Genomic DNA, 20,773 nt, shown 5'->3' with positions numbered 1-20,773 from the left:
AGGAGTTCCACGATGAACACCATTTCCCTGAAACGAACCGTCGCTCTTTTCACCGCTTTGGCAGGTGTCGCGTTGCTGAACGCACCACCGGCCTCGGCGGCAGGTCCGCTGAAGGACATCACGAATCGCTACGTCGGTAGCGCCGTCGCCGCGAACCACCTGGCCAACGAAGCCGACTACCGTTCGGTGCTCACCCGGGAATTCGACAACGTCACCCCGGAGAACGAGATGAAATGGGGCGTCGTCGAGGCGAACCGCGGCCAGTACAACTGGTCCGGCGCGGACGCGATCGTCGACTACGCCCAGCGGAACGGCAAATCCGTCCGCGGGCACACGCTCGTCTGGCACAGTCAGCTGCCCGGCTGGGTCAACAACCTCTCCGCCGGTGATCTGCGGTCGGTGACGCAACGGCATATCGCCACCGCGATGGGGCGCTACCAGGGAAAGATCCGGGCGTGGGACGTCGTGAACGAGATGTTCAACGACGACGGCACCCGCCGTGCCTCGGTGTTCCAGCAGAAACTCGGCGACGGCTATGTCGCCGACGCGTTCCGCTGGGCACGGGCGGCGGATCCGTCCGCCAAGCTGTACATCAACGACTACAACACCGAAGGCATCAACGCGAAGAGCGACGCCCTGTACAACCTGGTGCGGACGCTGAAGCAGCAAGGCGTGCCGATCGACGGCGTCGGCTTCCAGGCACACCTCGCGACGCGGTACGGCTTCCCCGGCGGCTACCAGGCGAACCTCGCCCGCTTCGCGGCGCTGGGCGTCGACGTCGCCATCACCGAGGCCGACGTCCGCATCCCGATGCCCGCCGACACGACCAAACTGAACACGCAGGCGAGCTACTTCAAGCAACTCTGGGACGGCTGCCACGCCGTCGCGCGGTGTGTGGAGTTCACGACGTGGGGCTTCACCGACCGCCACTCGTGGGTGCCGGACACTTTCCCCGGCGAGGGCGCGGCCTGCCTGTTCGACACGAACCTGCGGCCGAAGCCGGCGTACACGCGGATCAACCCGTGACCTAGGCCGGTTTCGGCCGGACGGCACAGCACCGGTCCCTCACCTGTTCCCCTGGTGAGGGGCCGGTTTGCCGGTCGTACCGTGTGCCCGTTCACCGGCCACCGCGGCCCGACCAGAGATGGGGGGCGATTACCCGGCCGCCGATCCGGGTATTAGAAGGATCATGTGGATGGTGCTGATGATCCCGTTGCTGGTGATGTCGTTCGCGCTGCTGATGGAGCGTGTCGAGGCGAACGTGCCCGAACGGGATCACAGTCGCGCCCCTGAACCCGTCTGAGTGACGGAACGGGCGCGCGTGGGAGCCCGTCAGTTCGCCACTGCCGCCCGAAGGATCGCCGCGGCCGAGCGCTCGACGTCGGACTCGGTGGTCGACCAGTTGGAGACCGAGATGCGCAGGTAGCGACGACCGCGCCAGGTGGTGCCGCCCAGCCAGCAGGTGCCGTCGCGCTGGACCGCGTCGATGATCGCGTCGGTGCGGTCATCGTCACCGAACCCGACCAGCACCTGGTTCAGGACGACGTCGTTGGCGATCTCGGCACCACCTTCGGCGAGGATCGTGGCGAACAGCCGCGCAAGCCCGCAGCAGCGGTCGACGAGGTCCGCCACACCGTCGCGCCCCAACTCCCGCAAGGCCGCCCACACCGCGAACACCCGCGCGCGACGGGACGCCTCGAGTGTGAGGTCGCCCATTCGGGACAGCTCGGCGGAGCCGGCAAGGTAGGGAGCGCGATAGGCGATGGTCTCGGCGTGCAGCGCCGGATGAGCACAGAACGCGAAGCCGGAGTCATAGGGGACGTTCAGCCACTTGTGCCCGTCGCAAGCCCAGGAGTCGGCCAGCTCCAGGCCGTCGACCAGCGCCGCTGTCGCGGGGTTGGCGCCGGCCCAGAGTCCGAAGGCACCGTCGATGTGGACCCAGGCATCGTGCCCCTTCGCGAGTGTGCAGGCGGCGCGCAGGTCGTCGCAGGCACCGGTGTTCACGTTCCCCGCCTGCAGGCAGACGATCGTGGGACCCTCGCCCGCGGCCAGCACCCTGGCCAGATCCTCGACGTCGATCGCGCCCTGCGGACCCGCGGCCACCGCCTGGATCGCCCTGGTGCCGATACCGAGCAACCTCAGCGAGCGGTCGATGGTCGCGTGCCGCTCGGCGCTTGCGACAACCCGGAGGGCGGGCGCCCCGGCCAGACCGTCCCGTTCGACATCCCACCCGGCTCGCGCGAGGACGTGGTGACGTGCCACCGCCAGTCCGACCGTGTTGGCCGCCTGGCCGCCGGTGACGAACCCGGTCGACGCGGTGGCCGGAATGCCGAGGAGATCCCTGAGCCACCGGCCGGCGACGTCCTCCGCGGCGGCCGCGGCCGGTGACAGAGCGGGATTGAAGCTGTTCTGGTCCCATCCCGCCGCCAGGAAGTCCGCCGCGACCGCGGACCTCAACGCCCCGCCGATGACCAACCCGAAGAACCGCGGGCCCGCCGTGGCCACGAGCCCTTCCTCGGCGATGCGGGCGAGTTCCTCGATGACGGCTTCCGGAGGGCTGGGCTCCCGGGGAAGTTCCTCACCGAAAGCCTGCCGCAAGACCGCTAGGTCGACAGGCCGCGCGACAGGTCGGTCACCCAGACCGGCCACATACCCGGCAGCCAGCTCCGCCGCCCGTGTGAAGAGAGTGTGCTCCTCGTGCATGAACGTCCTTCCGGCAACGCCACGGCGACTTGGCCCGTCGGACCACACGGTACGGGTCTCGACCGCAGCGACGGCTAGGTCGCCTCCAGCAGCAGACCGGCGAGTTCGCCGGGCATGGTGATCATGCAGTCATGGCCGGTCGGCAGTTCCCGCACCCGCTCGCCTGCCGGAACGGGACGCCGGGTGATGCCTGCCGGCTCGGCCCCGACGCAATGGACGTGCGTACGCGGGATAGTGCGCGCGGCCGGGTCGTCCAACCGGACCGGCTCCTGGAGGCACCCCACCGGATGGTCCGACAGCATCGAACGCAGCCAGGCGGCGTCCTCGGGATCAGTGACCCCGAACAGGCCTAGCGGCGGCGGCTGCTCCGGCATCGGCGGAACCCGCCAGCCGTCCACGGCGACGTCGATGAGCTGCTTGGTGACCGGAAGGACGTCGACCGCGGCTTCGCCGTCTTCGGGCACCATCGCGTCGAGGAACACCAGATGCGCGATCCGCTCCGGGACCCGGTGCGCGACCCCTGATATGACCATCCCGGCGTAACTGTGCCCAACGAGCACGACGTCGTCGAGACGCCCATCCTCGATCAAGTCGACGACGTCGTCGATGTGAGTGCCGAGCCCGACCTCGGGGCCCAGCAGGTGCGCCTTGTCGCCGTAGCCGGTCAGCGAAGGCGCGAGCACCCGGTGCCCGGCCGACTCCAGCAGCGGGACCAGCCGATCCCAGGCCCGTCCGCTGTGCCAGGCGCCGTGTACCAACAGAAAGGTGGCCATAGTCGTGTGGTTCCTCCTCGTGCCTCGGTACCCTTTGATAACCGAGAACATCGTGATCCACCCGACGCGCACCGGGCAATACGGCACTTTCGGGTGCCCCGGTTCTCAGGAGGTAACCATGCAGGACCCGTGCCAAGCCCGCGAAGTCCTCGGGATCGTCGGGGACAAGTGGGCGCTGCTGATCGTGCGCATGCTCAAGGACGGGCCGCGACGCTTCACCGAACTCAAACGGTCCATCGACGGCATCAGTCAGCGCATGCTCACAGTGACGCTGCGCGACCTCGAACGCGACGGGATCCTGACGCGCACGGTCCGCAACGTCATGCCGCCGCACGTCAGCTACGAGCTGACCACGATGGGCCGGACCCTGCGCGAGGCCACCGCACCACTGCTCGACTGGAGCATCGAACACCTGCCCCATATCGACGCCGCCCGTGCGGCGTACGACAACCGTTAGTGCGCCGCGTACGCGAACGTGGTCGGTCCCGCGTGTCGAGCCTGTCTCAGGAACACGGCGGGCTGTACGGCAGCTCAGCCGACACGAACTCGTCCCACATCTCACGAGTGAGCGTGTTTCCCGTGACGGCGCAGATGCGGTGCATGGCCTGGGGCACGGTCAGGTCCCACAGCCGCACGGTGTGGTCGTGGCTGCCGGTGGCGAGGGTGGCGCCATCGGGACTGAACGCCACCGTGTTGACGTGGGCCTGGTGTCCGGTGAGCGGCTGACCCGACTGCGTCCGGTCGGCTGTCCGCCAGAGCCGCACGGTGTTGTCGCCGCTGCCGCTGGCCAGCGTGTGACCGTCTGGGCTGAACGCCACCGCCGAGACGGGGTTGGTGTGGCCGGAAAGGGGTTCGCCGAGCGGTCTGGCGTGAGCGGGATCGGTGACGTCCCACAGCCGCACCTGCTCGTCGTCGCCGCCGCTGGCCAATGTCCGCCCATCCGGGCTGAACGCGACCCGGCGTATGTCGTCCTGGTGCCCTTTGAGGGGTCCGGCGAGCAACGTGGGTTCGGCCGGATCGGAAACGTTCCACAACCACACCGCGACGTCGCTGTATTCGGTGCCCGTCGCCAGAGTTCTTCCGTCCGGGCTGAACGCCACGGCCAAGGCGTTGGCGTCCGGTCCGATCACGACCCGGGACAGCAGCACGGGTTTGGCCGGGTCGGTGACGTCCCACAACCGCGCGGAGTTCTCGTCCTTCACGTCGCCGCCGGTGACCAGGACGCGGCCGTCCGGGCTGAACGCCATCGACCGGACGTCGTCGGCATGCCCGGTGATCGGCGCGCCGATGGGCGCCGGGCGGGCCGGATCGGTGACGTCCCACAGTCGCACCGTCCGGTCGTTGCCGCCGGTGGCCAGCACACGGCCGTCCGGGCTGAACGCCAAGGCGTTGATGTCGTCTTGGTGGCCGGTGAGCGGACGGCCCAGCTGCCGCCGATCGGCCGGTGTCCACAACCGGACGGTCCGGTCGCCGCCACCGGTGGCCAGGACGCGCCCGTCCGGGCTGAACGCCAACGCGTTGACTTCCCCCGTATGTCCTTTTAGGACAGTGTCGGGTATGTTCCACAGCCTTACCGCCCGGTCGCCACTGGCGGTGGCCAGGCTGCGGCCGTCCGGGCTGAACGCCATCGACCGGACGCCGTCGGCATGCCCGGTCATCGGCGCGCCGATGCGTGTGGGGTGGGCGGGATCGGTGACGCCCCACAGCCGCACGGTGTAGTCATCGCCGCCGGTGGCCAGCGTCCGCCCGTCGGGCCCGAACGCCAACGACCGGATCGCGCTGGCATGCCCCGTGATCGGCCGGCCCAGCGCCACCGGGCGAGCCGGGTCGGCGACGTTCCACAGCCGCACGGTCCGGTCGTTGCTCGCGCTGGCCAAAGTCCGTCCATCGGGGCTGAACGCCACCGATTGGACAGCCCCGGTGTGTCCGGTCAACGGTGGCCCGAGGGGTTCGGCTCGGTCCGGCGCGGCGACGTCCCACAGTCGCATGGTCCGGTCATCGCCGCCGGTAGCCAGAGTCCGGCCGTCAGGACTGAACGCCACGGAGTGGATCGTGTCGGCGTGCTCGGCCATCGGCGGGCCGAGTGCCGTGGGCCGGGCGACGTCGGTGACGTTCCACAGCCGTACGGTCCGATCGTCGCCCGCGCTGGCCAAAGTCCGCCCGTCAGGACTGAACACCAACGACCGGATCGTCTTGGTGTGCCCCGTGATCGGCGGGCCGATTGCCTCAGGGCGGGCTGGGTCGGTGACGTTCCACAGCCGCACCGTGTGGTCGGCGCCGCCAGTGCCCAGAGTGCGTCCGTCGGGGCTGAACGCCAGCGCACGGGTTGCTTCGCCGTGACTGATGGTTTCGTTCAGCAGCACCGGGCGGGCCGGCTCGGCGACGTTCCACAACCGCACGAGCCTGTCACCGCTGCCGCTGCCGGTGGCCAGCGTTCGCCCATCGGGACTGAACGCCACCACGCTGACGTCCTTGGCGCCCGAGGGCAACGTGGCGGACAGCGGCGCGTTCGCGTCGACGATCAAGTGGGTGCCCGTGTCCGGATCCGCCGGGCGCATGCGGTGGGCGACGAGATCGAGCTGGGCCGCCAGCGACACGTCGACGGTCCGTATCCGGTTCGCCTCGGCGGTGACCTTGTTGAAGATCGCGGCGTCACGTTGTTCCTGGGCGATGTCGCGTTGCTGGAAGGCGTAGACGGCGGCACTGGACGCGACGAGGCCGAGAACGGCCAGCAGGGTGACCGCGGTTCGACGGATTCTGCCCCGTCGGCTTTCGTGCCGGATCGACGCGCCGAGGAAGGCCGCTCCGAGCGGCGTGAGGGCGGCGCGGTGCTCACTCCTGGACTGCCACCCCCTTGCGGTGGCCAGCCGATCACCGCGATACAGCGATCCGGCCGGTTTCCCTTCTCTCTCCCACTGTTCGGCGGCCTCGATCAACTGCTGCCGGACGACCTGATCGTTGCGGCCCGCCTCGATCCAGGCGCCGAGTTGCGGCCACGCCCGCAGCAACACGTCGTGGGAAAGCTCGACGGCGTTGTCGTCCAACGTGACCAGGCGTTTCTCGATCAGCCAGCCGAGCACTGTCTCAGCGGTCCGCGGTGCGTCGAAACCCTTGACGAGGTCGGCCGGATCCGCGCGCCGCCTGGCAGGCGGCGCGTCGTGCCTGACCACGACCAGGTGCATGAGGATCTGCTGGAAGATCAGCCGCTGCTCGGCCGTGGAACAACGCGCGTAGGCCTCGTCCGCGGTCGCCACGATCGCGCCTTGGATCCGCCCGGCCCGGTCGTAATCCGCCAAGGTCAGCTTGTCGCCCGTGCGCCGCTGCCAGGTGACGGCCAATGCGTGGGCCAGCAGTGGGAGCCCGCCCGCATCCGTCCCGATCTCGTGCAGGAGGACCTCGACCAGACTCGGCTCGACGTCGACGCCGATCTGCCGAGCCGGCCGCTCGATGGCCGCGCGCAACCCCACCGGAGTCATCGCCTGGAGGTTGAACTGGCTCGCCGGCAGGAACTCCGCGAGCTGATCGTCGGCGAGGCAGTGGTCGTAGAAGTCGCCCCGCACCCCGAGAACCGCGCGCATCGCGATCAGTGCGGCGATGAAACGCCGCCGCTCGGCCTCGCCGGCGCACAGGGTGAACACCTCTTCGAACTGGTCCACCACGATGACAGTCCCGTCAGGCAGCATGCTTGCCAGCAGGGCAGGATCAGAGCTGATCGCCGAGAGCACGCCGTCCACGCTGCCGTCGATGAGCTGCGCGACCTGCTGTGCCAGTGTCTCGCAGGGCTCCTTCGCCGGGGTGAGCAACAGCCATGGGCGTCCACTGTCGGCGACCGCGGTCGTCACGCCTGCTCGAAGCAGCGACGACTTGCCGACACCGGACGGCGCGACGACGAAGACCGGCCCGCTGCGGTGATCGATCTTGTCCATCAACACCGACAAGGCCGCCTCGCGGCCGAAGAACCACCGCGCTTGGTCGGGTTGAAACGCCCGCAGACCCGGATAGGGGCAGACGTCCTCCGGCCACTCCGCCTGGCTGACGTCGGGCGGGTACGGGTCGTCCGGCAGGCAGATCCACCCCACCGTCGCCGTTTCCTTGACCCGGATGCGTTTGGGCCGATAGCGGGTCTCATCGGCAGCGCTGTGCCAGACCACTTCCCGGAACAACCAGTCGGAGGTGATCACCGCGAGCACACCGGCCGACCCGGCGAGGGCGTCCTTCAACGGCGGCGCGTCGAGCAACCGGAACGTGTGATTGATCGCGACGCCGGTCGCGCCGTGCGCGTCGAGCAGAACCTCCCCCGCGTGCACCGCCATTCTCAACCGGATCTGCTCGCCGGCCGCGTGCGCCCGGTTGTGCCTGTTCAACGCTTTCACCAGGCGACCGGGCACCTGCTCGACGAACAGCTGCTTCGGAACATCCGCCGGCGCCAGAAGAAGCACACCGTCACCCCGGTCTTCGCGATGGCAGACGCTCCAGTGCGAGCCGAGCGCATGAGCCAAGGCCGTATAGACGGCGTTGCGCACATTCCTCTGCTCCGGGTTCTTCCGGCCGCTGAAGCGCTCCACGTCCACCACCAGAACAGTGCGATGCAGCGCGTCAGGCGACACGAAACCTCCCCAGATCACGTCACTCGGCCAAAGATGCCGCCATAGTCCTCGCGGCCGCACAAAGCCTGACGAGCTTTCACTCGTTCGCGTGAACCGATTGGCTGCCGACGAGAGTTCTGGCCGAGAACAGCCGTAGTTCACTCCGCCCGGCGGTCGTCGCGCGCCTTCTTGGTAAGCGACCTGCTGACGTAGACCAGCCCGCTGGCCAGGACCACGATGTCGTCGAAGTACACCGGGTCGGGCAACAGGTCGAACGGGAACACCGTGTAGGCCAGGGAAACCCAATAGGCGGCCTTGGTCGGCACCGGCGTGCCCGGCTGATGGACCTGACGATGCTTCCGCACCAGTTTGACCACAAGGAACAACGCGATCAGAACGAGGACGACGACCACCACCACGGCCACCACGCCGAGTGTCGTCCACAGAGACTCCATTTGATCCTCTCTCATCAGGTCGCCGAAGCGGATCCCGAAAGCCGGGCCGCGAGATCGCCCGCGCCGTCGCCGGACAGGCGAGGGAGAGCGGCCAGGCGGCCGGCGCAGACCAGCAGCAGCGCGCTCATCGGGCCGCGGACCTCCGGACCGGTGCCGGTGGACCAGGAGATGTCGGTGGCGGTCAACCGGAACCCGGCCATCTTGCGCGCAGACGGGAGAGGAGGCGGCCAGCGCATGGACAGCACCCGGTCCGCGGCGACGGCCGCCGCGTCCGGTGGCATCTCGTGGCGCAAACCGAGAGGGATGGCGATGTCCTGGCCGTGGACGAGGATGTCGGCGAGCGTTTCCAGGTAGGTGACGCCGAGGGTGTGCCGCCGCGAGCCTGCCGTCGCGCGGATCTCGGCGGTGATCCGGGCGGTCGACAGTTCCGCGGCGCGCCGGCGGGCCGCGTCCTCGATGGTCCGGTCCATGCTGCCGCGCCAGTGGGCCATCGTCGCGATCAGGTCGCGGAGGCCGAGCTGTTGCAGCGTCAGGTGCGCGGCGACGTCGCGAACGGTCCAGCCGGCGCACAGCGACGGGTGCCGCCACTGGTCGTCGGACAGGTCGTCGAGCAGGTCTGCCAGGCTGGTCCGCTGGGCGGCGATGACCCGCCAGATCGCGTCGCGGTCCGGCGCCGGTCGCTTGCCGGTCATATCGGGACCTCCTCGGAGCGAGGGCGGACGACGCTCGTCACGAGCGCCGCGATCTGCGGGTAGGGATCGAACGCCGGGTCCGGGATGGCCAGTTCGTGCAGCACGATCCCGGTCCAGTGGTTGGCGATGATGGGCGCGTCACGGTCGGGATCGGTGGAGCCGGCGGCGCGCAGCCAGTTCATGAACCAGGCGTTGACCCGGGCGCCGGTGGCCAGCAGCTGTGGCCGCAGCGTGGGGTGGATGCCGGCCTCGACGAGGATCGCGTACCGGGCCAGGGTCAGCGTCCGGTTCGGGCCGGTCGCCTCACGGGCCAGCCCGGCCATCGCCTGCGCCAGCTCCTGAGGGGTGACCGGGTAGTACGTCGTCGCGAGGGCTTCCCAGGTCGCGCGCTCCCGATCGGACGTGCGTTCCACGACCGCGTTGAGCAGGGCGTCCCTGGTGCGGAAGTGATTGGAGGCCGAGCCGGTGGGCAGCCCGGCGGCGGCGTCGATGGCGCGGTGGGTCAGCCCGTGGATGCCACGCTCGCCAAGGACCGAGATCGCGGCGTCGAGGAGTTCGTCACGTCGTGCGGACACGGACGCAGACTACCATCGTAGTAGAAAGCACTTCAATAGTAGTGTTCAAGACTACGATCGCAGTACCTAGTGACGTCGCTCGACGCCGAGTGACGCGAAATTTGGGAGCGCATTGGGGCTGACCACCCGTAGGACGCCGGTCTCGACCGGTCGGCGCGGCCGAGGCAGTCATACAGGAACGCACGCGCGCCGTTATGCGGCAGGTCAAATCCCCCCGAGTCGAACGAGGTCATCCGGTTTTGCACGTATACCGCGATTTCACGTGGTGTCTCGGAGCTTTTCCGGCGCCGGAAGCCCTCGCCGTGCCCGGCGGTGAACTCTCACCACCAAGGTTCGGTGCACTTGGTGGTCCGCGGCTGATCACGCAACATGCCACAGGCCCGGAACTGCCAAGTCGGCGAAGGGTTCGTCCGCTGCGCCGCGCTGGTCTTGGTGGCTTGCGAATGCGGGATCACGAAGGGCCCGCACTGGATCCAGCTCCGGCCGCCGTCCCGCGTCCAGTCCATCCAGACCAGGTCGCCCGCCTGCGTGGCGCCACGCGCGTGCGCCCACCCGCGCAGCCCTTGGACATAGCCCTTGTACAGGGTCACCGTCATGAACCCGCCCACCACCATGACGCGGACCGGGTCGCCGGTGAGGTCATCGGGTATGTCCACGAAACCGTTCGCGCCACGCTCGCAGTCCGCCGCGGATTCCGCGGTGATCGGTTCCGCCGAAGCCGGTGCCGCGGCGGCGAACGAGGCCATGAGGACCATGACGAAAACGACCAGCGAAGTCTTCCATCGCATAGTTTCTCTCCCCAGAGTTGTTTCCCCAGAAGGCCATTCACCCACTCCAAGGGCGGACTTCGTCAGTGGAAAGGGGAAACGATCACCCGAAGAGCGGAAGATCGTTCTCGCGGCGTGCCAACCGCACGCCGTATGACCGACGGCGAAGTCGTCAAGAGACACTCGAGCTACTGGGCGGCCGTGCACCCAAGACACGATCCGCGCACGGCTCCGCGACCGACGCGACGCGGAAGGCTGCCTTGTCTCCATTGATCAGGCCCGACGCCGGTGGCACTTGGCCGCCGGTCGAACCACCCCGGTCCCACGATGTCTCTCGCGCGTGCGATGAGGCCCCGTCGGCTGGCCGCCGCCTTGACAGGCGGGCACCCCGAACCTCTACGCCGTAAAGAAATCCACGAGGGCACGGGCGATCCTGCCGGGGGCGTTCTCCGTGGGGATGTGGTCCGCTTCCGGAATACGGATGAGCGTGGTTCGCGGGATCTCCGAGGCGAACTTCTCGGCGTATTCCACCCTCTCGAAGGCATCGTCCTCGCCCCAGATCAGCAACTTGGGCGTGGCAGACCGTTTCAGCGCGGGAACGAGATCCAGGGTGTAGCGGCTATCGGCCGCGCCGGCCAAGGCGAGCCAGGAGCGGCGGACCCGCGGATCGTGCCACGGATCCAGATATTCGGCGACGAGTCGCTCGGTGGCGGCACCGGCCAATGCCGAGGTCACCGCTTGGCGGCGGGCATCGAGAAGAGTGCCGGCGATCTCCGGATCACCGAAGCGGGCCACGTGCGGCGCGGGCCAGGAGTCGTAGGTGACCGAATTGACCAACGCCAGCCGGGACACCTCCAGACGACCGCGGACCAGGAGATGCTGTCCGATGGCGCCGCCGATATCGTGCGCTCCCACGGCGACCGGCCCGGAAATCCTCGACGCGGACAAGAATCGCGTCACCCAGCCCGCGAGGGCCGGGACAGTGGCCGTCTCCAGGGTCAACTCGCCTCCCGAGCGCCCCAGGCCAGGAAGATCGACCGCGATGGGTCGTAGCCCCGCCTCCGCGAGACGGCTCAGCACCGGAAGCCACACCCGGCTCCAATACGTACCGTGCAGCAGCAACACGACCGGGCCATCCTGCTCCACGGTCAGGTAACTGGCGGCTTCACCATCGACCTCGACCGTCGTCCTCACCACACCCGGCTCCGCGGCTTCACTCATGAGACCAGCATGCGCGAAGATCACCTCCTCGCCGAGAGTCTGAAAAGACATCCATGGGTACATTTCTGCCACGCACACCATCGCCGGGTTGACGAACGTGTCGACCGTGACGGAACTGCCGTAGCCGAGCATCACCAGCGGCACGCCCAGATACTCCCCCGGAGTTCCGCTCCTAACGAACTCGTGGGCGAGTCACCCAAGCCCCGGACGCGGAGGTTCAGCGACGAGCCGGCTTCGCTGGCCTTGGACGTAGCGGAATGTGACACCACAGACGGAGGAGGCGACGAAACCGTTGCCGTCCATCGCGACAGTCGCGGTGTAGGTCAGCAGCAGCACAGCGACGCGTCCGGACTGCTCGTTGAGTCAGCGCGCGGTGGGCCGCGGTCAGCAGCAACGCCAGTCCCGCGCCGAACAGGACGCCGACCAGGCCTGTTGCACAACGCGGGCTCGCTTCAACCCGTCGCCTTCGTCGTCTCGACTGACGCGACTCGGCCTTGTCCCCAGCGAAGAATCCGGTGATCCCGAAAGGAACACCACTCGTTGTTCCTCGGGAGGTTCGCCGAAGCACCGTGCGAGTGCTTCATAGAGGACGTTCTCAAGTCGTTCCGGAGTCACGCGGTTCTGGTCGGCGTAGACATCGGACAATAGCGTAAGCACCTCGCGCACCACTTCCGTGTATTCCGGACTCTGGTCGGGGTACACAATGTCTTGAGTATCAGCTTCCTCGAGACAGTTCGACAGAACTGCTGATGCTTGCGGGGACCGTCGCGCCAACACCGCATTGACGGTCGTGCGCTCTCGTGTCGTCTGCAACGTCCAAAAGGGTGCTCTGAGCGGGCGGATTTCTTCAGGAATTACCGACCCGTCGAAATCGGTCGCCTCGACCCAGACGAGGGCTTCCCAGTCGATCGTCGCGGATTTGGCGCCGACCAGCCGGGCTGCTTCCCGCACATGGTGGAGATCGGGTGCATGACCGAGACTCCGCGCCACGGCTTCGGCAAGGATGTCGTTCAGCCGCCCGGCGGAGACTCGTCCGAGATTCCCGTTGACATCCGCCAACAGTCGAGGTCGTTAGGTGCTGGCCTGTCCCCCGTGAGAGCTACTCGGATCGTCCGCTCGTTGGTGATTCGCCGGCACCGGTGCGCTTCTAGCGTTTCCGGCGAGTCGCGCAGCCGTGCGGCCGTGGTTCTTCTGGAGGTCACCATGCACACGAGGCCGATCGCACCGACGGATCACCAGCCTGGGCGAGCGGGCCGCGTCTTGCGGTTCCCGCTCGTCTGGACGCTGGTCGGAGTAGTCGGTGTCGGCGGAGTGTCGGCGCTGTCCTCGGGCGGGCCGCCGGTGCTGGCGGCCGTGGGCGCGGTGGCCGCGGTCGTCGTCTATTGGGCGGTGATGCGCTACGTCGCGCGGCGAAGCACACCGGAGATCGCGAGGGCCAGGGCCGGGATCCGGGCGCTGCTCGGCATCGGGCTCGGCTTCCTGTTCATCGCCGTGTCCATGCTCATGGTGATCACCGAGTTCTCGTTCACCTGGGCGTCCGGTAGCGCCGTGGCGACCGTCCTGAGCATCATGGCGGTGCAACTCGGTGCGGCGGTGACCGAGGAGCTGCTCTTCCGCGGTCTGTTACTGCAAGGGCTGGAACGGTTGGGCGGCAGCTGGTTCGCGCTGGCGAGCACCGCGGTGCTGTTCGGTGCCATCCACCTGGCCAACCCCGGCGCCACGCTGTGGACCGGGTTCGCGATCGCCGTCGAGGCCGGTGTCCTGCTGGGCGCCACCTTCCTGTGGCTGCGCAGTATCTGGGCGGCCGTGGGCCTGCACTTCGCCTGGAACACCACCGTCGGGCTGCTCGGCCTCCCGGTCTCAGGTCACGCGTCGCCGGGCCTGCTGATCGCCGAACCGACGGGGCCGGAGCTGGTGACCGGCGGCCAGTTCGGCATCGAGGGGTCGATCGTGCCCGTTGTCGTGAGCCTGCTGCTCGCCGTGCCCATGCTCGTCGCCGCGCACAAGCGCGGCAACCTCGTGCCCATGCGGCGGCGTTAAGCTCGCCGAATGCTTGCCGGCACGGCGTCCCGCCTCAGCACCGCACTCAGCGGATGGCGAGAGCTCTCATCGTCCACAAAAGACAGTGTGTTGGCGGCGGCGATGACCGTGCTGGCCTTCACGCCGACCGTCGCCCATATCGGCCCGGAGATCGGCGATCTCCCCCAGCGCGAAACGGGTGGCATCGACGCGGTGATCGATGCGGCACTGACACTGGCGATGTGCCTGCCGCTCGCGGTACGCAGCCGCCTGCCCGCCGTATGCCTGTCGGTCATCGGTACCGCGTTCGCGATCGGTCAGGTGCTGAGCCACCCGGACACGTTCGGCAAGGTGGGGATCCTCCTCGCGCTGTACGCCGCCGGCGCGCACCTGGCGCGGTTCCGCCGGGGGCTTGCCGCGACACTGACCGCGGGCTATGCGGTGCTCACCGTGGTACTGCATGATCTTGGCTCACCGCAACGGTTTCCGGACTTTCTCGCGTTCTATCTCGTCTTGGTGGTGATCTGGCTGGCCGGCACCGGCATGCGCCGATGGCGCGCGGAAGAGACCGAACGGAGACGGCTGACGGCCGAGGTGGCCGCGGCCACCGAGCGGGCCCGCATCGCCCGGGACCTGCACGACGTGGTCACCCACCATGTGACCGCGATGGTGGTCCAGGCCGACGCGGCACAGTTCCTGCTCGACTCCGCGCCGGATCGAACCGGGACGGGCCTGCGCGCCATCAGCGACACCGGACGCCGGGCGTTGACCGAGCTGCGGACCCTGCTCGGCATTCTCGAGGCGACCGGCGAGCCCAGGACGGCGGACCGGACACCGGCCTTGGGAAAGGTCGCTGATCTGGTCGAACAGGCCCGGCTGTCGGGTCAGCCCGTCGAGTGGACCGAGCAGGGCGAGCACCTGCCGCGATCAGTCGACGTGGAGCTGACCACCTACCGCGTGGTACAGGAAGCGCTCACCAACGCGCTCAAGCACGCCACCGGTAACCCGACCCAGGTCATGGTCCGGCATGGCGAGGACCACATCGAGGTCGAAGTGATCACCCTCGGTCCCGCGGCAGGCGACACGGCCACACCGTCCGGTGGCCGGGGCTTGACCGGACTGCGGGAACGTGTGCGCATGCTCGGCGGCGACCTGGTGTCCGGCCGCCTGCCCGACGACGCCGGTTTCCGAGTCTGGGCGATGATTCCAGGGAGTCCCGCGTGACCGAGCCGATCCGGGTGCTGATCTGCGAGGACCAGGAACTGGTCCGCACCGGGTACGTCACCATCTTCTCCGCGATGCCCGACATCGAGGTCGTGGGCGAGGCGGCCGACGGTCGCACGGCGGTGGAGGCCGCGCGGCGGTTGCGCCCCGACGTGATCGTGATGGACATCCGCATGCCCGTCCTGGACGGCATCGAGGCGACCCGCCTGCTGACCGGCCCCGGCGTCGAGGCACCGATGAAGGTACTGGTCGTCACCACGTTCAACGTCGACGAGTACGTGTACGAGGCACTTCGCGCCGGCGCCAGTGGGTTCCTCCTCAAGGACACGCCGCCCGCGCAGCTGGTCGACGGCGTCCGCACGATCGCCCGCGGGGAGTCCCTGCTGGCCCCCGCGGTCACCCGAAGCCTGATCGGCCACTTCGCCGAACGGCTCCGCCCCGCCGACACCTCCCACCCGGCACGGGACAGCGTCGTGCGGACACTGACGCCCCGCGAACTGGAAGTGCTCGAACAGCTCGCCGCCGGCCTGTCCAACGCCGAAATCGCCGCGGAACTGGTCATCTCCTCCGAGACGGTGAAGACCTACGTATCCCGGATCCTCACCAAACTCGACCTACGGGACCGCGTCCAAGCAGTCGTCCTCGCCTACCGGATCGGCCTGGTATCCAACACGGACTGACACCCTCCCCCTCTCAATGATCCGCATCGGAAGGGTTCACCGGGCAGCTTCGCGCTCGGGGTCGAAGACGCGCGCCATCATCAGGGCATTTCGACGGCGGCTCAGGAATCGGCTCACGAGCACGCCGAGCTGGTTGGCGCGGCCGTCGATGACGATGGGGCCGGGGTTGCGGCCATCGAGGTGCTTCAGGGCAGTGGTCACGACGTCGTCGGGCTTGCGTACCTTTCCTGCGGTCAGCACTGCCGCGTCCGGCCCCATCCCGGTCGTGAAATCGGTAGCGGTGGCGCCGGGGCAGACGGCGAACACGGTGACGCCGGTACCGCGCAGCTCTGTCCACAGTGACTCGGTGAAACTGAGCGCGAAGGCTTTCGTGGCACCGTAGACCGCCATCCGGGGAGAAGGCAGGTAGGCGGACACGCTGGAGACGTTGATGACGAAGCCGTGACCGGCGTCCACCATCCGGGGAAGGAACGCGGCCGTCAGCCGCATCGGCGCCAGGGCGTCGACGGCGATCTCGGCGGAGAGGTGGTCGGGATCCAGTTCGATGAACGGGGCGAACGATCCGAACCCCGCATTGTTGATCAAGCCGGTGATGCGGATGCCCCGCTCGGTGACCGCTTGCCGCAGTTCGTCGGCGACGCCTGGTTGCGAGAGGTCCGAGGGGATCACGTCGATGCGGACATCGGCGGTGCGGCGGAGCTCGTCCGCCAACGATGTCAGCCGGTCGGCGCGCCGGGCGACGAGCACGAGGTTCGCGCCGCGCGCGGCCAGGGTTCTGGCGAAAGCGGCTCCGATACCGGAGCTCGCTCCGGTGAGCAGCACGGTCTGGGCGCGGTAGTCGATGGGCATAGCAGCGAGTGAACCGGCGGCCGACGCACGCGTCCAAGACCCGTTTCGCACCTCGTCATGCACGAGCCGTATCGCGGGTCAGCTCTCGCGGACGAGCAGGTTCTCCGCGGAACTGACGAACTCCGCGACGAGCGGGTTGGTCTCCTCGGCACGGCTGGCGACGACGACCTGGCTCGGTCCGGCCCCGTCGAGAGGGACAGCGACCAGGTCGGGACGCAGGGTGAAGCGCCGGTCATCGGCAGGAACGACGGCGATGGCGCTGCCCTCGGCGATGGCCTCGAGCTTGTCGTCGTAGGTGTCTGCCAGGGCCGGTCCCACCGGGGCCGGACCGCCGCCTTCTCGGGGTTCGAGCCGCCAGAAGCCGATCCAGTCCTTGCCCATGCCGGTACAGCCGACGAGCGGTTCGGACCAGACATCGGTTACGTCGACGGACTCTTTGCCCGCGAAGCGGTGAGCGGTGGACACCAGGGCGACCAAGGGCTCGGTGTAGAGCGTCGTCACGGCGAGGTCGTCGGCCGGTATCGGCAGCGGTGCGCGGATGACCAGAGCGTCGATCTGCCGATCCACCAGCGCACCGGCGTCTCGGGAACTGAGGTGACGGGTGCGGACATGGGCTCCGGGATAGCGGTTTCGCAGGTCGCGGATGGCGGGCGTGATGACGAGATCGTCGGCGTACCCGATGGTGATCGTGCGGGCAGGCGCCGCGGCGCGCGCGGTGAGCACCGCTTGCTCCGCGCTGTGCACCAGTTGCTGCGCCCGGGGGAGAAACGCCGCGCCGGCGGCGGTGAGCCGGCTGCCCTGGCTGGTGCGTTCCAGCAGGCGTACACCGAGCGCGTTCTCCAGCCGCTGGATCTGCCGGCTCAGGGAGGGCTGGGCGACCCTCAGCTCCTCGGCCGCACGAGCGAAGTTCAGCTGCTCGGCGACCACCAGAAAGTACCGGACCAGCCGCAGATCCAGGTCAGGGAGCACGCTCCCAGGCTACCTCGTCATGCAGTTCCTGTATGACGAGGTGCGAAAGGGGTCTTGGACGGCCGCCTCTGCCCGATGATGTTCTGAGGACATGACCGTTGCTTTCGTCAACGGTGTTCCTGTGACTCCTGCAGTGTGGACGCCCCTGATCAACGAGCTGCCCGAGGCTCTGCGGCGAAAGGTGGTTCTGCTCGCGCCGCCTGGCTTCGGCTCGCCGCTCCCCCGGATTTCGGGGCCATATTCGACGACTACCGGAACTGGCTGATCAACGAGCTGTCGCGGTTCGACTCGCCCCCGGACGTCGTCGGCCACGACTTCGGCGGAGGATACGCCCTCGAGGTGGCGATGACCGGGAGTCAGGCATGACATGCGCCGAGAAGGGTCACCACACTCGCGCTCTACCCTTATGCCACAAGGAGAAAAATGCGGTGGCGGTCCTACAATCCAGGCAATGTACAGCACAACGCGGTGGTCACCGTAGCTCTCAACGCCAGAGCGAACGTGCGCTTGATGACAAAGGTCAACTTCGCCGCCTACCAACGACAGCAATTCTACAAAATGACTGGTGGAGTAGCTGTCACACCACTCTTCAAGATGGCCATTCCACAAAATGGTTATTGGTACGTCGTGCTGGACGTTGAGGGTCTGAATTCGCCACTGCTCCCGGCCGCGGTATCCGTCGCACACTGACAGATAGCCCTCTACGGAGTGCTGGTCGGGCACGCGGCCAGGGCCGGAACCCGGAAGGTCGCACCTTCCATCCGCGCGACGATGCCGAATGACGTGTCGAAGAACCACACCTCGTCGTGGAACGTCGCGTCCATGAACTTCGGCGTGGAGATGAACTGGGCATCGTGAAAGAGCGCCTTGCCGATCGCACACCCCGTGAGGTCGAACTCGATCAGGGTCGCTCCCCGGAGATCCAGGTCGTACGGTTGATCGCGGAGCAGGTTGGCGAGAAGGTGCTGGACGGTGATCCGGACCTGCCACTCCTCGTGCTGCCGGCCCAGCAACAACAACCGCGGCCGCTCTGACAGGGTCACCGACCACGAGAACGCTCTCTACCTTCGAGAAGACACCCTGCTTGACGCCGACCGCGTGTTCGGTCCTGACGGGCGCACGGTCCTCGAAGCCGATCTGGCCGGTGCCGACGATCACGCCACAATCGAACGCAAGGAAGAACGAGCGCGGATCCAGCGACAGCTCGCCGAGATCGCCAAGAAGCAAGCATCAATCCTGAAGCAAGCGCAGCAAGGGGACCCGGACGCCCCCGTTACGGCCGCATTGCGAGGCAGCTACAACGAACTAGCCAAGGACGAGAAACAACTCCAGGCGAAGATCGCCGCCCTTGACGAGTTGGACTCTTCAACGCCTCGGGGGATGACAGCCGATGAAGTGCCTCTGATCGACGCGCTTCCCTATCTCGCGTCAAACCTCGCAAAGGCGCCAGAACCATACCTGCGGGCGCTGCTCGAAGCCGTCCAGCTCGCCATCGTGGTCCACGACGACGGCGAACATGCGACAAGGACGATCAAGCTCCCGGCAGACAAGCTGCCGGAGATCACTCACGTAGCGGAAAGGATCACCGACGTGACGCCCTCCCACGAAACTCCCGCGCGAAGCCGCGCCTGAGCTTGTGGGGATGTTGTCTGTGCCCCCGGCGCGGCACGAACAGCATCTACATGGAATCAAAACCCTCGTGAGCTGCGGATCTCGGCGACGACCGTGATCGAACGGCACCGCCGCAAGGCCCGGTGACCGCTATGACCACCACGAACGGTGCAACATCGTCCGGCCCGTGGCGCGAACCGGCTCTTGCCGTGCGGCTGCACTGCCCTGGTCGCCCTCGGCGCCGCCTACGCCTCCTACCGCCACGGACGAGACTTCGCCCTCCAATTCGGCGCCGACCACACCACCGCCGCCATCTGGCCACTCATCGTCGACGGCCTCCTCATGATCGCCACCGTCGAACTCTGGAAACCCGCCGACACCGACCGGACACAAGGCCGCTGGACCGCATGGCTCGCGTTCGTCTTCGGAATCTCGCTGTCGCTTTGCGCCAACATCGGCTCTACACCCGACCTGAGCATCTTCGGCTTAACCGTCGCGGCCTGCCCTCCCCTAGCCTTGCTCCTCGCCGTCGAACTCCTCAACCGAGCACTCAAACGACACCGCGCCAAACCCACCAACCAAAACCTCACCCCCAGCGACCACCCCGCCGCATCACCCGAAACGACAGGCCTACCCGCGCCGACCCCAGCTGAGCAACAGCCGTCAACACCAGACGAGCCGAACCAACCACACACCGCGACCGCCGAACAACTGATGTGGGCTCACTACCTCCGCGAACGTTCGCAAGGCCGCACACCCTCCGGCGCCGAACTCGACCGCGTCGCCGGAACCCACAACTACGGCCGCCGCATCCTCCGAAAATGGCGCAGCGAAGGCATCCTCTCGCACTCAGCCCCCGAGTCGCATCGGCCACGCGAAACACCGTCGACGCCTCAAACGATGGCACCGCCGAACCCACTTCCGCACGCCGACACCGCAAAACGAGAACTCGCCGAATCAACGCCCTAAAGTTCGATCCGACCCCATGATCAGCGTGAGCACCACCCAACTGAACGAAAACCAGCATTTTGATCTTCAAAGACCCAGGTCAGTTAGTGTCGTCCCCGCGCGAGCGGGGGTTGGTCGTGGGCCGGTGGCGTCACCTTTAACGCCGACGGGTCGTCCCCGCGCAAACGGGGCTGGTCCCAGGCTGCTCGTGATGTGCAGGTCCGAGTTCCCGTCGTCCCCGCGCAGGCGGGGCTGGTCCCGAGCCGGTCCGGTGATGCTCCAGCGCAACGATGTCGTCCCCGCGCAGGCGGGGCTGGTCCGACCGGGCTCCAAGCTCCACCCGCCGAACGCGGGGCGTCCCCGCGCAGGCGGGGCTGGTCCCGACGCGTGGCGTGCGTTCCAGGCCACCGCGCCGTCGTCCCCGCGCGAGCGGGGCTGGCCCGTTGTTCACCGGCCAGCCTGCTCGGCATCCCGAGTTCTTCCCGCGCGGGCGGGGCTGGTCCGTGTCTCACAGCCCCGGCAGGCGCGGCGCGTGTCGTCCCGCGCAGGCGGGGTCGGTCCCTGGCAGTCGACCTCATACGATCCAGCCGCGCGGTCGTCACCTCGTATGCGGGGCTGATGGTTCGCATGATCCGGCATGAACGCATAGATCAGCGTTGTTTTCCTCGCAGTCGGGATGGTCCGGCGTGTTCGAGGTTGCG

Annotated in this window: 20 protein-coding genes; 8 read left to right on the top strand and 12 right to left on the bottom strand. The window is 67.9% G+C overall.

Features of this window, described 5'->3' with window-relative positions:
- Positions 1-12: 12 nt before the first annotated feature.
- Positions 13-1,026 (top strand): endo-1,4-beta-xylanase, encoded by a 1,014-nt coding sequence (locus NQK81_RS39345; protein WP_257485511.1) that lies wholly within the window; start codon positions 13-15, stop codon positions 1,024-1,026.
- A gap of 306 nt (positions 1,027-1,332) precedes the next feature.
- Here NQK81_RS39345 and NQK81_RS39340 read toward each other — a convergent pair whose 3' ends face one another.
- Together NQK81_RS39340 and NQK81_RS39335 are read right to left on the bottom strand one after the other, a co-directional pair.
- Positions 1,333-2,703, bottom strand: coding sequence for a pyridoxal phosphate-dependent decarboxylase family protein (locus NQK81_RS39340; RefSeq protein ID WP_257485510.1), 1,371 nt, complete (start codon positions 2,701-2,703; stop codon positions 1,333-1,335).
- 74 nt (positions 2,704-2,777) lie between these two features.
- Complete coding sequence (locus NQK81_RS39335) at positions 2,778-3,476, bottom strand: alpha/beta fold hydrolase (protein ID WP_257485509.1); 699 nt, start codon at positions 3,474-3,476, stop codon at positions 2,778-2,780.
- A gap of 118 nt (positions 3,477-3,594) precedes the next feature.
- On the opposite strand from NQK81_RS39335, the gene NQK81_RS39330 reads away from it, so the two are divergent.
- Positions 3,595-3,933 carry a winged helix-turn-helix transcriptional regulator gene (locus tag NQK81_RS39330; protein WP_192741281.1) on the top strand — a complete coding sequence of 113 codons (339 nt, stop codon included), beginning with the start codon at positions 3,595-3,597 and terminating at the stop codon, positions 3,931-3,933.
- Positions 3,934-3,979: 46 nt separating this feature from the next.
- On the opposite strand, the gene NQK81_RS39325 is transcribed toward NQK81_RS39330, so the two are convergent.
- The 7 genes from NQK81_RS39325 to NQK81_RS39295 all read right to left on the bottom strand — a co-directional run bounded on the left by NQK81_RS39325 (position 3,980) and on the right by NQK81_RS39295 (position 12,831).
- The gene (locus tag NQK81_RS39325) at positions 3,980-8,083 is read right to left on the bottom strand and encodes a WD40 repeat domain-containing protein (RefSeq protein ID WP_257485508.1); all 4,104 of its coding nucleotides are present in this window, start codon (positions 8,081-8,083) and stop codon (positions 3,980-3,982) included.
- Between the two features lie 137 nt (positions 8,084-8,220).
- Complete coding sequence (locus NQK81_RS39320) at positions 8,221-8,517, bottom strand: YkvA family protein (RefSeq protein ID WP_257485507.1); 297 nt, start codon at positions 8,515-8,517, stop codon at positions 8,221-8,223.
- 14 nt (positions 8,518-8,531) lie between these two features.
- Positions 8,532-9,209, bottom strand: a complete 678-nt coding sequence (locus NQK81_RS39315) for a maleylpyruvate isomerase family mycothiol-dependent enzyme (protein ID WP_257485506.1) — start codon at positions 9,207-9,209, stop codon at positions 8,532-8,534.
- Positions 9,206-9,784: a TetR/AcrR family transcriptional regulator gene (locus tag NQK81_RS39310; RefSeq protein WP_126736901.1), complete on the bottom strand. Its 579-nt coding sequence runs from the start codon at positions 9,782-9,784 to the stop codon at positions 9,206-9,208. Before NQK81_RS39310 ends, NQK81_RS39315 begins: the two co-directional genes overlap by 4 nt.
- A 320-nt stretch (positions 9,785-10,104) precedes the next feature.
- Positions 10,105-10,572: a hypothetical protein gene (locus NQK81_RS39305; protein WP_257485505.1), complete on the bottom strand. Its 468-nt coding sequence runs from the start codon at positions 10,570-10,572 to the stop codon at positions 10,105-10,107.
- A gap of 375 nt (positions 10,573-10,947) precedes the next feature.
- Positions 10,948-11,916: an alpha/beta fold hydrolase gene (locus tag NQK81_RS39300; RefSeq protein ID WP_257485504.1), complete on the bottom strand. Its 969-nt coding sequence runs from the start codon at positions 11,914-11,916 to the stop codon at positions 10,948-10,950.
- A 240-nt stretch (positions 11,917-12,156) separates the two neighbouring features.
- The gene (locus NQK81_RS39295) at positions 12,157-12,831 is read right to left on the bottom strand and encodes a hypothetical protein (protein ID WP_257485503.1); all 675 of its coding nucleotides are present in this window, start codon (positions 12,829-12,831) and stop codon (positions 12,157-12,159) included.
- A 144-nt stretch (positions 12,832-12,975) separates the two neighbouring features.
- On the opposite strand from NQK81_RS39295, the gene NQK81_RS39290 reads away from it, so the two are divergent.
- The 3 genes from NQK81_RS39290 (at position 12,976) to NQK81_RS39280 (ending at position 15,695) form a co-directional block, all read left to right on the top strand.
- A complete protein-coding gene (locus tag NQK81_RS39290) occupies positions 12,976-13,812 on the top strand; it encodes a CPBP family intramembrane glutamic endopeptidase (RefSeq protein ID WP_257485502.1) in 837 nt (278 codons plus the stop codon).
- Between the two features lie 102 nt (positions 13,813-13,914).
- Positions 13,915-15,015, top strand: a complete 1,101-nt coding sequence (locus NQK81_RS39285; RefSeq protein ID WP_257485501.1) for a sensor histidine kinase — start codon at positions 13,915-13,917, stop codon at positions 15,013-15,015.
- Entirely contained in the window at positions 15,012-15,695 is a 684-nt protein-coding gene (locus NQK81_RS39280; protein WP_257485500.1) for a response regulator, read from the top strand. Before NQK81_RS39285 ends, NQK81_RS39280 begins: the two co-directional genes overlap by 4 nt.
- A 36-nt stretch (positions 15,696-15,731) precedes the next feature.
- Here the strand turns inward: NQK81_RS39280 and NQK81_RS39275 are convergent, their stop codons facing one another.
- Positions 15,732-16,544 carry an SDR family NAD(P)-dependent oxidoreductase gene (locus NQK81_RS39275; RefSeq protein WP_257485499.1) on the bottom strand — a complete coding sequence of 271 codons (813 nt, stop codon included), beginning with the start codon at positions 16,542-16,544 and terminating at the stop codon, positions 15,732-15,734.
- A gap of 78 nt (positions 16,545-16,622) precedes the next feature.
- Positions 16,623-17,513, bottom strand: a complete 891-nt coding sequence (locus tag NQK81_RS39270; protein ID WP_257485498.1) for a LysR family transcriptional regulator — start codon at positions 17,511-17,513, stop codon at positions 16,623-16,625.
- A gap of 423 nt (positions 17,514-17,936) precedes the next feature.
- Between NQK81_RS39270 and NQK81_RS39265 the strand changes: the two genes are divergently transcribed.
- Positions 17,937-18,203, top strand: a complete 267-nt coding sequence (locus NQK81_RS39265; protein ID WP_257485497.1) for a DUF1883 domain-containing protein — start codon at positions 17,937-17,939, stop codon at positions 18,201-18,203.
- 11 nt (positions 18,204-18,214) lie between these two features.
- On the opposite strand, the gene NQK81_RS39260 is transcribed toward NQK81_RS39265, so the two are convergent.
- Positions 18,215-18,556: a hypothetical protein gene (locus NQK81_RS39260; RefSeq protein ID WP_257485496.1), complete on the bottom strand. Its 342-nt coding sequence runs from the start codon at positions 18,554-18,556 to the stop codon at positions 18,215-18,217.
- 55 nt (positions 18,557-18,611) lie between these two features.
- On the opposite strand from NQK81_RS39260, the gene NQK81_RS39255 reads away from it, so the two are divergent.
- Together NQK81_RS39255 and NQK81_RS39250 are read left to right on the top strand one after the other, a co-directional pair.
- Positions 18,612-19,145, top strand: a complete 534-nt coding sequence (locus NQK81_RS39255; RefSeq protein ID WP_257485495.1) for a hypothetical protein — start codon at positions 18,612-18,614, stop codon at positions 19,143-19,145.
- Positions 19,146-19,292: 147 nt separating this feature from the next.
- Entirely contained in the window at positions 19,293-20,093 is an 801-nt protein-coding gene (locus NQK81_RS39250; RefSeq protein WP_257485494.1) for a DUF2637 domain-containing protein, read from the top strand.
- Positions 20,094-20,773: the final 680 nt, after the last annotated feature.

It is taken from the genome of Amycolatopsis roodepoortensis (assembly GCF_024628825.1).
Classification (GTDB): Bacteria; Actinomycetota; Actinomycetes; order Mycobacteriales; family Pseudonocardiaceae; genus Amycolatopsis; species Amycolatopsis roodepoortensis.
The sequence above is the reverse complement of the archived record's forward strand: the minus strand, read 5'-3'. Positions and strand labels throughout refer to the sequence as shown.

What these genes read in the sequence shown, in the direction of transcription:
- NQK81_RS39345 (WP_257485511.1), top strand. Translation starts at nt 13, where the DNA reads ATGAACACCATTTCCCTGAAACGAACCGTCGCTCTTTTCACCGCTTTG.
- NQK81_RS39340 (WP_257485510.1), bottom strand. Translation starts at nt 2,703, where the DNA reads ATGCACGAGGAGCACACTCTCTTCACACGGGCGGCGGAGCTGGCTGCC.
- NQK81_RS39335 (WP_257485509.1), bottom strand. Translation starts at nt 3,476, where the DNA reads ATGGCCACCTTTCTGTTGGTACACGGCGCCTGGCACAGCGGACGGGCC.
- NQK81_RS39330 (WP_192741281.1), top strand. Translation starts at nt 3,595, where the DNA reads ATGCAGGACCCGTGCCAAGCCCGCGAAGTCCTCGGGATCGTCGGGGAC.
- NQK81_RS39320 (WP_257485507.1), bottom strand. Translation starts at nt 8,517, where the DNA reads ATGGAGTCTCTGTGGACGACACTCGGCGTGGTGGCCGTGGTGGTGGTC.
- NQK81_RS39315 (WP_257485506.1), bottom strand. Translation starts at nt 9,209, where the DNA reads ATGACCGGCAAGCGACCGGCGCCGGACCGCGACGCGATCTGGCGGGTC.
- NQK81_RS39305 (WP_257485505.1), bottom strand. Translation starts at nt 10,572, where the DNA reads ATGCGATGGAAGACTTCGCTGGTCGTTTTCGTCATGGTCCTCATGGCC.
- NQK81_RS39290 (WP_257485502.1), top strand. Translation starts at nt 12,976, where the DNA reads ATGCACACGAGGCCGATCGCACCGACGGATCACCAGCCTGGGCGAGCG.
- NQK81_RS39285 (WP_257485501.1), top strand. Translation starts at nt 13,915, where the DNA reads ATGACCGTGCTGGCCTTCACGCCGACCGTCGCCCATATCGGCCCGGAG.
- NQK81_RS39275 (WP_257485499.1), bottom strand. Translation starts at nt 16,544, where the DNA reads ATGCCCATCGACTACCGCGCCCAGACCGTGCTGCTCACCGGAGCGAGC.
- NQK81_RS39265 (WP_257485497.1), top strand. Translation starts at nt 17,937, where the DNA reads ATGCGGTGGCGGTCCTACAATCCAGGCAATGTACAGCACAACGCGGTG.